Here is a 15593-nt window from a genome sequence, read left to right as displayed (position 1 = left end):
GTTCTATTCCTCATTTCCTGTCAAACTAGTTAATGCTGCAATGCTTTCTTCCAATGATGCTGATTCTTCTGTTCCCTGCTTCAGAAATTGAATAAGCTGCGGATAAAATTGTATCGCCTCATCAATTTCTCTTGAGGATCCTCTTTTGTAAGCTCCAATATTAATGAGGTCTTCAGAATTTTGATACGTTGATAAAAGTTCACGGAATTTATTCGCTGCGTCTAAGTGCTGTTTTGTCGAGATGTTTGACATCACCCTGCTGATGCTTTTTAGCACATTGACGGCAGGAAACTGGCCTTTATTAGCAAGAGCCCTGTCTAACACAATGTGTCCGTCTAAAATTCCGCGTACCGTATCAGCAATAGGTTCATTCATGTCATCTCCGTCTACTAACACTGTATAAAACGCTGTGATTGTTCCGTGTTCATTTGCACCTGTTCTCTCTAACAACCGAGGTAAAATAGCGAACACAGAGGGTGTATATCCTTTTGTCGTCGGGGGCTCTCCAGCGGCAAGTCCGATCTCCCTCTGAGCCATCGCCACCCTTGTGACAGAATCCATCATAAACATGACATTTTGGCCTTTATCACGAAAGTACTCAGCAATGGCTGTCGCCGTATATGCGGCTTTCAACCTCATTAATGCAGGCTGATCTGAGGTAGCAACGACTACAATTGACCGCTTCAGTCCCTCTTCTCCCAGATCTTTTTCAATAAACTCCCGAACCTCTCGACCGCGTTCTCCGACAAGTGCAATTACGTTCAAGTCAGCTTCGGTCTGTTTAGCGATCATTCCCATTAATGTGCTTTTTCCGACGCCGCTCCCTGCGAAAATACCAATCCGCTGGCCTTTTCCGACAGTCAGCAGACTGTCAATAGACCTGACTCCAACACCCATCTTTTCACGGATAGGCGGACGTTTCATCGGGTTAGGCGGTGATTGCTCCGTTGATACAGGCGAAAGTCCTTTTGGCAAAATTTTTCCGTCGAGCGGTTCGCCAAACGCATCAATGACTTGTCCGATCAGACCGGCTCCTACCTTTATACGAAGAGATTCACCGGTGGCTTCAACAATGCTCCCGGGTGCAATGCTTGCGGCCTCTAAATAGGGCATTAACAGAATATTTTCTTCCTGAAAGCCAACAACTTCAGCTTTGATGACTTTACCTGATTGACCCTTTGCGTAAATCAGGCATAGATCGCCAATTGAGCTTGCCGGCCCCTTTGATTCAATCATCAGGCCGATTACCCGTTTCACTTTTCCATAACGCTTATACGAGTCTGTCATTTCTATGCAATCTATCAGACTCTGTGTCTTCATAGATCCGCACCTGCTTCCAGTGCTGTAAGGAGCTTATGCTTCAGTTGCACCAGCTGGGTATCAATGCTTGCATCTACTCTGCCAAAAGGAGTTTCTATATAACATGATCCTTTTTCAGCTTTTTCGTCGGCGTATAAACCAAGCCGGCATTCTTTGTATAGAAGCTGCTGAATTTCGTCTTTATGCTGAAAAACTGTTTCATAGTAATAAGGATCTACATATATTGATATATCGTCATATTCCTTTACTTCGTTTACCACCTGTTTCACAAGCAGGATAAAGGCCTCTTTATCATCAGATTTTTGCTGCCATACTTTTTTAGCTAACGCAACGGCAAGCTCAACGATTTCTCCGGAGGCATCTTCAAGTTTATCCTCTACAGCTTTTCTGGACATTTCCATTATGCTGGTTGCTTGACTGATCAGCTCAGCATACTGTTGTAAGGCTTCAGTTTTCCCTAATGCCACACCTTTTTCGAATCCTTCTGCTTTCGCTTCTTCAATAAGCTGCTGTTTTTCAGCCGCCCAATCATTTTTTTCCTGCTCAATTTGACGGCGGATATCTTCCATCTGGCTGTTCGCTTGCTCGGAAATCCGATTAGCTTCTTCTTTGACCCGGGCCATTAAAGCTTCCGGATTTTCTTCATTCTGTAAAAGATGTGAATGATCGATCCGAACCTCTTGTAAAGAAAGCTTCCTTCTTTCCTGCTGTGGGGAAAAAGATGATTCTTGTTTAATGATATTAGACAATAATATCGTCTCCTCCGCCTCTTGCTATCACAATTTCACCGGCTTCTTCAAGCTTTCTGACGATGCTTACAATTCTTGATTGAGCCTCTTCTACATCCTTCAAACGTACAGGGCCCATAAATTCCATTTCTTCTTTGAATGTTTCAACCATACGCTGTGACATATTGTTGAATACAATTTCTTTGACTTCCTCGCTTGCCACCTTTAATGAAAGGAGCAGATCGTCGTTTTCAACATCGCGAATAACCCTCTGAATTGCGCGGTTATCAAGTGTAACAATGTCCTCAAAGACAAACATCCGCTTCTTGATCTCTTCAGCAAGATCAGGATCCTGAATTTCCAAGGAATCCAATATCGTCTTTTCTGTTCCTCTGTCTACACCGTTTAAGACTTCAACAACAGCTTCGATTCCGCCGGTTTGTGTATAGTCCTGAGTGAATGCGGAGGATAATTTCTGTTCCAGAATCCGTTCTACCTCATTAATAATTTCAGGTGACGTTCTGTCCATTACCGCAATCCTTCTTGCGACTTCTGCCTGAACCTCAGGATTCAGCTCGGATAAAATTTGTCCGGCCTGCACAGGGTCAAGGTAAGACAAGATTAAAGCCATCGTTTGCGGATGCTCTTGTTGAATGAAATTTAAAATTTGTTCTGGCTCTGCTTTTCTGGCAAAGTCAAATGGTTTAACTTGCAGAGAAGAAGTCAGCCTGTTTAGTATGTTTTCAGCCTTATCTTCTCCCAGCGCCTTCTCAAGAACTTGTCGGGCATAGCTTAAACCGCCCTGAGAAATATAATCTTGGGCAATCGCTATATTATGAAATTCCTCTATAATTTCATCCTTTTTTTGATGATCGACACTTCTAACTCCTGATATTTCAAGAGTAAGCCTTTCAATTTCTTCATCGGTTAAATGCTTATATACAGAAGCTGACACATCTAAACCTAAGGAAATCATGAGAATGGCTGCTTTTTGTTTTCCTGTAAGCTTATCTTGATCACGTCTCGCCATTTCTAATCCCTCCTAATCCTCGGCCAGCCAGCTTCTCAGCAGTTTTGCAAAGTCTTCAGGCTTATCTTTCGCCATCTTTTCAAGCTGTTTTCGTCTGACTGTTTCCTCTGTTTCATTTTCCTCTTCATTTATATCAGGCAAATTGATAGGCTCCTGAGGCACTTCGTACGTGTATTCCTCAAATTCATCCTCTTGAGCGCGTTTCTTTCTGATAAACATAATGATCAGAATGATGATGACTGCGATCAAAACGCCCCCAACGATATATACCCACATTGGGATACCGGAGGATTTTTCCGTATCAGTATCAAGACTTACTTTTCCATCAAAAGGCTGAACGGAGACAACAATTTTATTACTGATATCTTCATCAGAAAGGTTCTGGTTCTGTGTTTCATCCTTATTCAATGATGTTCTGACAACAGTTGAAAGAATTTTTTGTATATCATCCTGTCTTTCGGTTGATAGCGACGCCGTGTTTTTGGCATCAGGCGGCTCTACCATTACTTGAATCCCTAAATCCCTTACCTTATAAGGGCTTTCAGCTATTTCTTTATGGATTCGGTTAACCTCATAATTGATTTTATTACTGCTTTTTTCGTAGTTCCCACTTTCGGTATTTTCGCCGTCAGCTTGATAGTTTGTTACATCTTCATCCCCGGTTCCGGCAGTTCCGCCATTAGCTGCGCCGTCTCCCTGATATGTTTCCGATACTTTTTCAGCACTAACCGCAATGCCTTCCATGTTTTCTTTGTCAACAGGCTCGACGATGTCTTCTGTCCGTTTTTCTTTTGTAAAGTCAATATCGGCCGTGACAGAAACTACAACTTTGTCCTGCCCCATCATCGTTCCAAGCAATGACTGAACATGTTTTTGAATGTCTTTTTCAACTTGGGATTTAATTCCCTGCTGTGAAGAATAACTATCAGCGTAGGACCCTGCACCGCTGTCTGTTTTGTCGTAGTATGTAGAGTTCTGGTCCATGATGACGATATTATCTTCTTTTAAGTTCGGCACACTTTTTGATACCAGATGATACAATCCGTTGATCTGGCTTTGATCTAGTGTGTATCCAGGCTGAATTTGCAGAACGATTGAAGCAGATGCTGCTGATTGCTCTTCACCGACAAAGACAGCGTCTTTCGGAAGGTTAATCATTACTTTTGAATTTTTGATACCGTCCATTTCATTAATCAGATTGGACAGTTCCGTTTGTGTGGCTTTGACTTTCACCATATCAAATTCATTATCTGTTAAACCAAAGCCGGCGTTCTGTCCAAAAAATGAGTAATCAATTGATCCGGTTTTAGGAAGCCCTTCTGCAGCCAGCTGAACTTTCAGTGAATCAACCTGATCTTCCGGAACCTTAATGACCGTACCGCCATTTGAAAGTTCGCTAGGCACCTTTTTCGCATCCAGTTCTTCTTTGATCTGTCCGGCTTCTTCAGCTGACAAATCTTTGTACAGCGGCGCCATTTTCTGATTAGAAGAAAAAATACTGATAATAATGGCAAGAATGATAATTGCCGCTAAAGCACCAATCATTAAAATCTTTTGTAATTTAGATCTATTTTTCCAAAACTCACTCGTTTTGTTTTTCATTTGCATTAGAGTACGATTCATGTTAACCCCCGGTCATTCCACTCTTTCTCTTTCTCGTCAGACCCCCTACATTTGCATTCTCATAATCTCCTGGTATGCTTCCACAGCTTTGTTGCGGAACTCAGTTGCAGCAGTCAGAGAGATGCTTGCTTTTTGAGCGGCGATCATGACCTCATCAAGATTCACATCTTTCCCTGCAGCCAAGGCATTAGTCATATTGTCAGAAGCTACTTGGGACTCATTTAACGAACTTATAGAGTTTTTTAAAAGCTCCGAAAAGCTAGTTTGATTTGAAGAATCTGTTTTTTGGCTATTGTTTACTTGATTTGTTGCATTTTGAGTGTTTTGAGTATTTTGAACCTGAAAAGGAGAAATTTTATTGATCACATTCATCACCTTACTTTCCGATTTCTAGAGCCTTCATCAGCATTCCCTTTGAGGCATTCATCGCTGTGACATTGGCCTCGTATGATCTCGTACTGCTGACAAGGTCAACCATTTCTTTTAATGGATCAACATTTGGCTTTTGCACATATCCTTCAGCGTTTGCATCAGGATTGGTCGGATCATAGACCAGATTAAAATCAGAGTTATCCTCAGTGATTTTTGTAACCTTTACCCCATTTCCGACATTGCCGCTGCCGCTCATTTTAGAATTCAAAATCGATGAGAACGATTCACCTTTTGACTGAAGCGAAACCATTTTCCTTCTGTAAGGCAACCACTCACCGTTTACCTGCTTGGCTCTTGTCGTATCCATATTCGCCAAGTTAGACGATACAACATCCATTCTGAGGCGCTGAGCAGTTAAAGCTGATGCTGAAACATTTAAGCTTTGAAAAGCTGTCATTACTTTCCTCCTGTTAGTACGGTCTTCAGAGAATTGAATTTTCCGTTCATTCTTTCAACTAAAGCTTGATAGTTAATCTGATTTTCTGCTAGTTCTGTCATCTCTTTGTCAACGTCAACGTTATTTCCGTTTTGCTGAAAAGATGTATCTCCGCTCGTTACAATTGAATAATTTGAATCAGCATCAGAAAAATCAACATGCCGATAGTCTGTTTTTATAGATTCGAGACGAGAGGATTCTTGATCTAATAAATTTTGGAAAGAGACTTTTTTCGCCTTATAGTTCGGTGTATCTATATTAGCAATATTATTGGTTATGACTTTTTGCTTAATATTCGCTCTGCCCAAGGCATTTTCAAGATTTTGTATCGTTCCAGAAAATAGGCTCAAATCCACTTACCTCCATTTCAGTTTTTTTCACCCTCAATATCCTTGTCGAGATTTGTAAAACCATATGCTTATTGTAAGAAATAACAGGCATAAAGTCTATGAAGTTCGTGTAAAAAAATGTCCTCATATATATCTATTTTACAAATAGGTACATAGTCCTAGATTATTTGAACTACGTTTTTTACATTAATATAAGGCTGAAAATAGCTTAATTTCTGTATTTCCCCATTCATTTATCGTCTTTTTTCTGTTTTTATGAAGAAAATCATCAATTTTATTAACATATTACAGAGAAAGACTTTTCGCCCAGGAAATAAAGCTTATTGATTTCCTTTATTTGAATGCAAAAAAGAACCCCTCTTTTAAGGGGTTCTTCTGTTCATTAATGCGATTTCAGATTTTCTAATTCAATCAGGAATTTGTTGTTCAGCACTTTGATATAAGTACCCTTCATGCCTAATGATCTTGACTCAATTACCCCAGCACTTTCAAGCTTTCTGAGTGCGTTAACAATAACTGAGCGAGTAATGCCGACACGGTCTGCAATCTTACTTGCAACAAGAAGGCCCTCGTTTCCGTCAAGCTCTTCAAAGATGTGTTCAATTGCTTCAAGCTCACTATAAGAAAGAGAGCTGATTGCCATTTGTACGACTGCTTTGCTTCTTGCTTCTTCTTCAATTTCTTCTGCTTTTTCTCTCAGAATTTCCATTCCGACAACTGTAGCGCCGTATTCAGCAAGAATTAAATCATCATCATTAAACTGATCCTGTAAACGTGAAAGAATGAGTGTACCTAATCTTTCTCCGCCTCCGATGATCGGCACAATTGTTGTTAAACCAGCTTGGAACAAGTCTCTGTTTTCAACAGGAAAAGCAGTATACTCACTATTGATATCCAGGTTAGAAGATGTTTCAGGGACGTTGAACAGATTCTTCGTATATTCCTCTGGGAATTGGCGATCCTCAAGCATTTTTTTCATGCGGTCATTTTCAATTTGCTGGTTGATAGAGTACCCGAGAAGTTTTCCTCTGCGGCTCACAACGAAAATATTGGAATCAATTACATCCCGAAGCGTTTCCGCCATTTCTTTAAAGTTAACCGGTTTCCCTGCCGCAGCTTGCAGCATGGAGTTAATAATTCTTGTTTTTTGTAATAAAGCCATGATAAATGATCCTCCTAAACATTCCTCTTATTAAATTTTCACAATATAAATTGACTTAAATCTTTGTTTTTAGCTATCGTTCCGAGCTTTTCTTCCACATACTGCGGTGTAATCGTTATTTTCTCCATTGTTACATCCGGGGCTTCAAAAGAAAGATCTTCTAACAGACGTTCGAGTATTGTATGAAGGCGTCTCGCACCGATATTATCTGTTTCCTGATTCACATGATAGGCGACTTCAGCAATCTTATGAATAGCTTCGTCAGAAAATTCAAGAGATATACCTTCTGTCTGTAATAATGCCTGATATTGTTTTAAGAGCGCGTTATCGGGTTCAACTAAGATTCTCACGAAATCGTCAACCGTCAGTTTGCTCAGTTCTACACGAATTGGAAAACGCCCTTGCAGTTCAGGAATCAGATCAGACGGTTTGGCCATATGAAATGCTCCCGCTGCGATAAACAATACATGGTCTGTTTTAACTGAACCGTATTTAGTGACAACGGTAGAACCCTCAACGATTGGGAGAATATCACGCTGAACACCTTCTCTTGATACATCAGCTGAAGATGACGCGCCACCGTTTTTTGCAATTTTATCAATCTCGTCGATAAAGATAATTCCGCTCTCTTCTGCCCTATGGACAGCTTCCTGGCTGATTTCATCCATATCAATGAGTTTGCTTGCTTCTTCATTCGTCAAGACTTTTCTGGCTTCTCTGACTGTCATTTTACGGCGTTTCTTTTTCTTTGGCATCAATCCGCTCAGTGCATCCTGCATATTCATGCCCATCTGCTCCATACCCGAGCCCTGCAGCATGTCAAACATAGAAGGCTGCTGCTCTTCAACTTCTACAGTAACATAGTGGTCCTCCAGCTCTCCTAATGCCAGCTGATGAGCCATGCGTTTTCTTTTTTCTTCAATGTTTGCTTCTTCCTGGCTTTCCGTTTCGTCTTCACCATTTGGCTGGCTGCCGCCAAAAAACATTTCAAACGGGTTTTTAACGCCTGATTGTTTTTTCTTCCCTGGGACTAACAGGCGCACAATGCGTTTGTTTGCATTTTCTTCAGCCTGCTCCTTCACTTCATTGATTTTTTCTTCTTTTATAAGACGAACAGAAGTTTCCACAAGGTCTCTGACCATTGATTCAACGTCTCTGCCTACATAGCCGACTTCTGTAAATTTTGTTGCTTCAATTTTGATAAATGGCGCACCTGAAAGCTTAGCGATTCGTCTGGCAATTTCAGTTTTCCCTACCCCGGTAGGCCCCATCATTAAAATGTTTTTCGGAACGACCTCGTCTTTCAGCTTTTCATCCAGAAGACTTCTTCTATAGCGGTTTCTTAATGCCACGGCGACAGCTTTTTTCGCGTCTTGCTGACCGACGATGTATTGGTCTAACCGATCTACAATCTGTCTTGGTGTTAACGGTGTTTTTTCCATGCGCCTCAAGTCCTTTCTATTCAAGCTCTTCCAGTATGATTTGATCGTTCGTGTATACACAAATTTCGCCCGCTGTTTCCAGCGCAGCTCTAGCAATCTCACTTGCAGTCATGCTGTCACCGGCATGCTTTTTCAGCGCTCTTCCGGCTGCCAAAGCGTAGTTGCCGCCTGATCCAATTGCCAGAATGCCGTCATCCGGTTCGATAACCTCACCAGTTCCCGATACGAGAAGCAAGGTATCTTGATTCATAACGATCAGCATGGCTTCAAGCTTTCTAAGCACTTTGTCGCTTCGCCATTCCTTTGCAAGCTCAACAGCAGCCCGTTTTAAGTTGCCATTATATTCTTCAAGTTTCGCTTCGAACTTTTCGAATAGAGTGAAAGCGTCTGCAACAGATCCCGCAAATCCTGCGAGAACCTTGCCGTTAAACAGTTTTCTTACTTTTCTCGCAGTATGTTTCATTACAACAGCCTGACCAAATGTAACTTGACCGTCTCCGGACATTGCGCTTCGTCCCTGATGCTGTACTGCAAAGATTGTAGTCGCATGAAAAGATGACATAAAGGGCCTCCTTTAATTTTTCTTAAAAGCTCTTGGATGGTGAGACATATATGTGTTTCTCAGCATTTCCTTCGAAACGTGCGTGTATATCTGTGTCGAAGACAGATTAGAATGCCCGAGCAGTTCTTGAACGCTCCTCAAATCTGCTCCTTCGTTTAACAGATGAGTGGCGAACGTATGTCGAAGCATATGCGGATGGATATGTAAAGTGCCGGACGCTTTTTTGACAAGCCCGCTTAAAATGTGCCTAATGCCTCGGGCTGTAAGCGGTCCGCCTCTTTGATTCACGAATAATAGATCATGAGGTTCTTTTGCTTTTTTCAGCAAGCACTGTCTTCCGCTATTCATATATAACTTCAACGCTTCGCGGGCGTAAGACCCAAAAGGGATATAACGCTGCTTCTTGCCTTTCCCGTGAACAAGCACAGTGTCCATAAATAAATCAAGATCATGAATCGTTATGGAAGAGCATTCACTGACCCTCATTCCGGTGGCATAGAGAAGCTCTAATAGCGCTTGATCCCTCATGCCGGTTGGCTGGCTTATATCTGAAACTTCAAACAGTTCCTCAAGCTCTTTTTGATATAGAAACTTCGGTATCCGTTTCTCTTGTTTCGGCAGATGAACAAGCTGGAACGGATTATCATCAACAAGCTTTTCCCGCATCAGAAATTTGTAAAAACTTCTCAATGCAGAAATTTTTTTACTAATTGTTCTTCTTGATAAACCCTTTTCATAGGCTTCCGTCAAAAAAATTCTAGTATCTTGATATGCAGCTTCTTCAAATCCATTTATACCTTGAACACGCAGGAAAGTCTCGAATTCTTCAATTGAATCCACATAATTCACAATAGTATATTGTGAATAATTTTTTTCAATTTGTAAATATTCAACGAATAAGTTTACGAAATTCTTAACATTCTCCATGCCAAATACCTCCCCAGGAAGGGCTTTTAAATGGTATCACAAATCGTGTTCAAGTTGCAATCAATACCTAAATTGTTTTCGAAATTGTTTGAATTGTCTCGATCGCCCGATTTGCGTACTGTTCATTACGCTCTTTTTTATTTTTAATTTTAACAGGCAATTCTTTTAAAAGCCCAAAGTTTGCGTTCATCGGCTGGAAGTTCTTCTGGTTTGTTGTTGTAATATAGTGAGCCATACTGCCTATTGCTGTTTCCTGAGGAAAAGTGACAAGCTCTTCTCCTAAAACAAGTTTAGCCGCATTAATACCTGCTACAAGTCCAGAAGCAGCAGATTCCACATATCCTTCTACTCCCGTCATTTGTCCTGCGAAGAACAAATCGTTCCGTTTTTTAAATTGGTAAGTCGGCTTTAACAAGCTTGGAGAATTAATGAATGTATTTCTGTGCATAACGCCGTATCTGACGATTTCCACATTTTCAAGTCCGGGAATCAATTTGAGGACTTCCTTTTGGTCTCCCCATTTTAAATGAGTTTGGAATCCTACAATATTATAGAGAGTTCCCGCCGCATCATCCTGTCTAAGCTGAACGACTGCATATGGACGTTTTCCGGTAACAGGATGCTCTAATCCCACTGGCTTCATCGGTCCGAAAAGCATTGTTTTCTTTCCTCGTTTTGCCATTACTTCAATCGGCATGCAGCCTTCAAAGAAAATCTCTTTTTCAAATTCTTTTAACGGCACAGTTTCCGCCGAAGTCAAAGCTTCATGAAATCGGTCAAACTCTTCTTCTGTCATCGGGCAGTTTAGATAAGCCGCTTCTCCTTTGTCATAACGGGACTTCAAATACACTTTATCCATATCAAGGCTGTCTTTCTCTACGATAGGCGCCGCTGCATCATAGAAGTATAAATAGTCTTCTCCAGTAAGCTCTTTTAACTGTGCAGACAATGATTCTGAAGTTAACGGACCAGTTGCGATAATTGTTGGTCCTTCCGGTATTTCTGTTACTTCTTCATTAATAACAGTAACGTTGGGATGGTTTTTCACCCGGTTTGTCACACTTGCCGCAAATTCGTGCCGGTCTACCGCGAGTGCGCCGCCGGCAGGCACTGAGCATTCGTCAGCCGCAGCGATAATTGCTGAATCAAGCGCACGCATTTCTTCTTTTAATACACCTACAGCGTTAGCAAGTGTATTGGAGCGTAAAGAGTTGCTGCATACCAGTTCTGCAAATTTATCAGTATGATGGGCAGGCGTCTGTTTGACTGGGCGCATTTCATATAATCTGACTTGAATCCCCCGTTTGGCAAGCTGCCATGCCGCTTCACTGCCTGCAAGTCCGGCTCCGATTACATTCACTGTTTGTTGGTTCATCTTTCACATCTCCTAGTTTATTATTCATTGTCTTCTTTTAACACACAAAGAAGGTGAGCAAGACCCTGCTCACCGCTACTTCTGTGGTTCTTCCTTATAATCGCATTCCACGCATTGGACTTGTATGCCTTTTTTGAGCTTTTTCTCAACAAGCATTTTTCCGCATTTCGGACATTTTCGTTCAATTGGTTTGTCCCAGGAAACGAATTCACAGTCCGGATAACGGTCACAGCCGTAAAAAATCCGTTTCTTTTTCGATTTTCGCTCAACAATATTTCCTTCTCCGCAGCTCGGGCACTTCACACCGATTTGTTTGACAATCGGCTTTGTATTCCGGCAATCGGGGAAATTGGAGCAAGCTAGGAATTTACCGTATCGGCCCATTTTATACACCATAGGAGAACTGCACAATTCACAATCTTCTCCGGCATATTCAGGCTCAATTTCAACTTCCTTCATTTCTGATTCGGCTTTTTTCACGCGCTTTTCAAAATCGGTATAGAAGTTATCAATAATCTGTACCCATTCTATATTGCCTTCCTCAACATTATCAAGGTCTTTTTCCATTTTTGCCGTAAACTCAACGTTAATGATTTCAGGGAAAAATTCCATGATCAGTTCAAGCACGATCTGCCCTAATTCTGTGGGAACAAACCGTTTATTATCCAGGCCAACGTACCCGCGCCGCTGAATCGTATCAAGCGTCGGAGCATAAGTGGAAGGACGGCCGATACCGAGTTCTTCAAGCGTTTTAACCAAGCGGGCCTCAGTATAGCGCGGAGGCGGCTGGGTAAAATGCTGTTCCGGTTCTATATCCTTAGATAAAACAGTGTCTCCCTCTTGCAGGTCAGGCAGCATCCGGTCTTTTTCTTCCAATTGATCGTCTTTGCCTTCAACATACACTTTCATAAACCCGGAAAACTTGACTTTACTTCCGTTTGCACGAAAAGTCAAACCGTTGTTTGTCAAATCAACACTCATTGTATCTAACACAGCAGATGCCATTTGGCTGGCAACAAAACGCTCCCAAATTAATTTATACAGTCTCAGCTGATCTCTGCCAAGGACTGCTTTTAATTCGCTTGGTTTTCTGAGAACCGACGTCGGGCGGATCGCTTCGTGGGCATCCTGAGCATTTTCATTCTTTTTAGCGGGCTTTCTTTTGCCGCCTAAGTACTCTTTTCCGTACGTTTGATCAATAAACGCTGCCGCTTCATCAACTGCTGTATTGGAAATACGGGTTGAATCCGTTCTCATATACGTGATCAGACCGACAGTTCCTTCTTTTCCTAGATCAATTCCTTCATATAATTGCTGCGCAATCATCATCGTTTTCTTCGCTCTGAAATTGAGCTTGCGCGCTGCTTCCTGCTGAAGGGTTGAAGTTGTAAAAGGCAAGGCCGGATTGCGTTTCCGTTCCTTTTTAGTTACTTTTTCAACTGTATACTTATTGCCTTTGAGCTGAGAAAGTATGTCTTTTACATCCGCTTCGCTCTTTAAAGGAAGTTTTTTTCCGTTTTTACCGAAAAAGCTCGCTTCAAACGTCTCCTGTCCTTTTAAGAACGTGCCGTCTATTGTCCAATATTCCTCTGGCTTAAAGTCGTTAATTTCCTTTTCACGATCAATAATTAAACGGAGGGCAACAGATTGAACACGGCCAGCGCTGAGCCCTTTTTTAACTTTTTTCCAAAGAATTGGGCTGATTTTATATCCGACGAGCCTGTCTAATATACGTCTCGCCTGCTGTGCATCCACCAAATCCATATTGATCATGCGGGGATGCTTAAATGATTCTTTAATTGCGTCTTTCGTAATTTCGTTAAACACAACACGGCAGTCTGAATTAAGATCCAGGTCAAGGCTGTGGGCCAAGTGCCATGCAATCGCTTCCCCTTCTCTGTCGGGGTCGGCTGCGAGATAAACTTTTTTCGCTTTTTTGGCAGCCGTTTTCAGCTCTTTTAATACCGGACCTTTACCTCGAATGGTTATATATTTCGGTTCGAAATTTTGTTCTATGTCAACTCCCATTTGACTTTTTGGAAGATCCCGGACATGTCCCATTGATGCTTTCACTTTATATTTTTTACCTAAGTAACGTTCAATCGTTTTCGCCTTAGCGGGCGATTCCACGATGACTAGATAATCAGACATTTTCATCCCCCTCAAGAGGTGTTCTCTCTCTTCAAGTATTTCAAATTTTATTTTATATTTGCAGCTGTCTTTATTTGGCTTTCAACATTTCATTCTTTATGATGAACGTCATTATTTAAATAGAAAACAATATGCAACTTTAAATCCTCACTATTATTAAATATTACAATGCTGTTTGTCAAACGATAATTCAAAAGGGTTCCGTATATTGAACGTTTCTCTCAGGAAGCTCTGCATAAATATCCTCTGCTGACCATATGGCTTTAGCCCCCTCTTGGATCAATTTTATAGGACCTCCGGCGTAAGGATCAAATACAGAACCGGGTACGGCAAATACTTCTCTCCCTTGTTCCAGCGCTTGGTATGCGGTAATCAAAGAACCGCTTTTCTCTTTGCCCTGCACAACAATAATGCCCTCACTTAACCCGCTGATGATACGGTTTCTCATAGGGAAATGCCATTTTTGGGGTTTGGTTTCAGGTGGATGCTCTGACAGAAGAAGATGGTGTTTAGCCATGTATTCTGCTAATTGAAGATTTTCTCGAGGATAAATGTTCTGAAATCCGCCTGCGATGACTCCGATTGTCCGCCCCTTCGCCTTAATACTTGCCGCATGGGACAATCCGTCAATCCCAGACGCCAGCCCGCTGACAATCACCCACTTTTTATGGCAAAGCTCTATTGTAAGATGATTGACAACCTGGATTCCATAGGCTGTCGGATGCCGCGTACCTACAATTCCTATTTTACGCCCTTGAGAAAGAAGGGATATATCACCTTTTGCAAACAGCACGGGAGGCGGATCATAAATGGTTTTCAGCCAGAATGGATATTGACCTGAGGATATTGGGATGACTTCAATGCCTTGCTGATGGTATACAGAGAGTAAATGCTGAAGTTTGGGATATTGTTCTTCTATTTTATTTTTTAATGCCGCAGTCTTTACTTTGCCTTGTGAAGCGGTTTCTAATGCGCATGAAGGGTTTGACAGTGACATTAATGGATCAGCTTTCCACCATTTTAATAGAAGAGAAGGGGATAATAATTGATTGATTCTGCAAGTGATTAAACAGGCAGCGGCCTGATCCAATATGAGGACCTCCTTTTGACAGCAAAAGCAGGAACAGCCAAGATGGCTGTCCCTTCTCTATTAATGTGTTTTGCACGTTTCAAATAAATTCTTCTCTTTCAACACTTTAATTAATGTTTCTCCCATGACAGAAGGTGTCTCTGCAACTTCGATTCCGCATTCGTTAAGTGTTTTGATTTTTTCATCAGCAGTGCCTTTTCCGCCGGAAATGATGGCGCCTGCATGTCCCATGCGCTTCCCTGGAGGTGCTGTTTTGCCGCCAATGAATCCGACTACCGGTTTTGTCATGTTGGCTTTTACCCACTCAGCAGCTTCCTCTTCAGCTGTACCGCCGATTTCGCCGATCATGATGACAGCGTGTGTATCAGGATCTTCGTTAAACGCTTTTAAAACGTCAATGAAGTTGGTTCCATTTACAGGATCGCCGCCGATCCCAACGGCTGTAGACTGTCCTACACCCGCTTCTGACAGCTGATGCACTGCTTCGTATGTTAATGTTCCTGAACGCGATACAACGCCTACATGACCCTTTTTATGGATATATCCGGGCATAATGCCGATTTTACATTCTTCAGGCGTGATGACGCCAGGGCAGTTCGGTCCTATTAATCTCGTTTTCTTGCCTTCCATGAAACGTTTCACTTTTACCATGTCTAGAACCGGGATATGCTCTGTGATGCAAATGACCAGATCAAGCTCCGCATCTACCGCTTCCATAATAGCATCAGCCGCAAAAGGTGCCGGAACGTAGATAACAGACGCATTTGCGCCAGTCGTATGAACTGCATCAGCCACTGTATTAAATACAGGTACCCCTTCCACTTCTGTTCCGCCTTTCCCAGGTGTCACACCGCCCACGATATTTGTGCCGTATTCAAGCATCTGCTTCGTATGGAATAAAGCGGTAGAACCTGTAATCCCTTGTACAATAACTCTTGTATCTTTATTGATAAAAACACTCATTA

Annotated in this window: 15 protein-coding genes; all 15 read right to left on the bottom strand. The window is 41.9% G+C overall.

Annotated features, from left to right (window positions below):
* Positions 1-3: 3 nt before the first annotated feature.
* The 15 genes from fliI to sucD all read right to left on the bottom strand — a co-directional run bounded on the left by fliI (position 4) and on the right by sucD (position 15591).
* Positions 4-1320: a flagellar protein export ATPase FliI gene (gene fliI / locus NST56_RS09225; protein WP_326217431.1), complete on the bottom strand. Its 1317-nt coding sequence runs from the start codon at positions 1318-1320 to the stop codon at positions 4-6.
* On the bottom strand, positions 1317-2069 hold the full coding sequence (fliH, locus tag NST56_RS09220; RefSeq protein WP_168747821.1) for a flagellar assembly protein FliH: 753 nt from the start codon (positions 2067-2069) through the stop codon (positions 1317-1319). The genes fliI and fliH overlap by 4 nt, the downstream gene beginning before the upstream one ends.
* Positions 2062-3078, bottom strand: a complete 1017-nt coding sequence (gene fliG / locus NST56_RS09215) for a flagellar motor switch protein FliG (protein WP_003231981.1) — start codon at positions 3076-3078, stop codon at positions 2062-2064. The genes fliH and fliG overlap by 8 nt, the downstream gene beginning before the upstream one ends.
* A 12-nt stretch (positions 3079-3090) precedes the next feature.
* Positions 3091-4701 carry a flagellar basal-body MS-ring/collar protein FliF gene (fliF, locus tag NST56_RS09210; protein ID WP_010334246.1) on the bottom strand — a complete coding sequence of 537 codons (1611 nt, stop codon included), beginning with the start codon at positions 4699-4701 and terminating at the stop codon, positions 3091-3093.
* A 45-nt stretch (positions 4702-4746) separates the two neighbouring features.
* On the bottom strand, positions 4747-5067 hold the full coding sequence (gene fliE / locus NST56_RS09205) for a flagellar hook-basal body complex protein FliE (RefSeq protein ID WP_029441259.1): 321 nt from the start codon (positions 5065-5067) through the stop codon (positions 4747-4749).
* 10 nt (positions 5068-5077) lie between these two features.
* On the bottom strand, positions 5078-5530 hold the full coding sequence (flgC, locus tag NST56_RS09200) for a flagellar basal body rod protein FlgC (protein WP_010334245.1): 453 nt from the start codon (positions 5528-5530) through the stop codon (positions 5078-5080).
* Positions 5530-5919 (bottom strand): flagellar basal body rod protein FlgB, encoded by a 390-nt coding sequence (gene flgB, locus NST56_RS09195; protein ID WP_229150052.1) that lies wholly within the window; start codon positions 5917-5919, stop codon positions 5530-5532. The genes flgC and flgB overlap by 1 nt, the downstream gene beginning before the upstream one ends.
* A gap of 382 nt (positions 5920-6301) precedes the next feature.
* Positions 6302-7081, bottom strand: a complete 780-nt coding sequence (gene codY, locus NST56_RS09190) for a GTP-sensing pleiotropic transcriptional regulator CodY (RefSeq protein WP_003220850.1) — start codon at positions 7079-7081, stop codon at positions 6302-6304.
* 38 nt (positions 7082-7119) lie between these two features.
* Positions 7120-8532, bottom strand: a complete 1413-nt coding sequence (hslU, locus tag NST56_RS09185) for an HslU--HslV peptidase ATPase subunit (protein ID WP_339182134.1) — start codon at positions 8530-8532, stop codon at positions 7120-7122.
* A 7-nt stretch (positions 8533-8539) separates the two neighbouring features.
* Positions 8540-9085: an ATP-dependent protease subunit ClpQ gene (gene clpQ, locus NST56_RS09180; protein WP_010334241.1), complete on the bottom strand. Its 546-nt coding sequence runs from the start codon at positions 9083-9085 to the stop codon at positions 8540-8542.
* Between the two features lie 12 nt (positions 9086-9097).
* Positions 9098-10012 carry a tyrosine recombinase XerC gene (gene xerC, locus NST56_RS09175; RefSeq protein WP_229150057.1) on the bottom strand — a complete coding sequence of 305 codons (915 nt, stop codon included), beginning with the start codon at positions 10010-10012 and terminating at the stop codon, positions 9098-9100.
* A 67-nt stretch (positions 10013-10079) separates the two neighbouring features.
* Positions 10080-11387, bottom strand: a complete 1308-nt coding sequence (gene trmFO / locus NST56_RS09170) for an FADH(2)-oxidizing methylenetetrahydrofolate--tRNA-(uracil(54)-C(5))-methyltransferase TrmFO (protein WP_010334239.1) — start codon at positions 11385-11387, stop codon at positions 10080-10082.
* A gap of 75 nt (positions 11388-11462) precedes the next feature.
* On the bottom strand, positions 11463-13538 hold the full coding sequence (topA, locus tag NST56_RS09165) for a type I DNA topoisomerase (protein WP_029441257.1): 2076 nt from the start codon (positions 13536-13538) through the stop codon (positions 11463-11465).
* 190 nt (positions 13539-13728) lie between these two features.
* On the bottom strand, positions 13729-14628 hold the full coding sequence (gene dprA, locus NST56_RS09160) for a DNA-processing protein DprA (RefSeq protein ID WP_268471242.1): 900 nt from the start codon (positions 14626-14628) through the stop codon (positions 13729-13731).
* Positions 14629-14688: 60 nt separating this feature from the next.
* Positions 14689-15591, bottom strand: a complete 903-nt coding sequence (gene sucD, locus NST56_RS09155; RefSeq protein WP_010334236.1) for a succinate--CoA ligase subunit alpha — start codon at positions 15589-15591, stop codon at positions 14689-14691.
* Positions 15592-15593 lie beyond the last annotated feature (2 nt).

This window comes from Bacillus sp. FSL R5-0560 (assembly GCF_037966305.1).
In the GTDB taxonomy this organism is placed as follows: Bacteria; Bacillota; Bacilli; order Bacillales; family Bacillaceae; genus Bacillus; species Bacillus mojavensis.
This window is presented reverse-complemented; position numbering and strand designations above follow the sequence as displayed.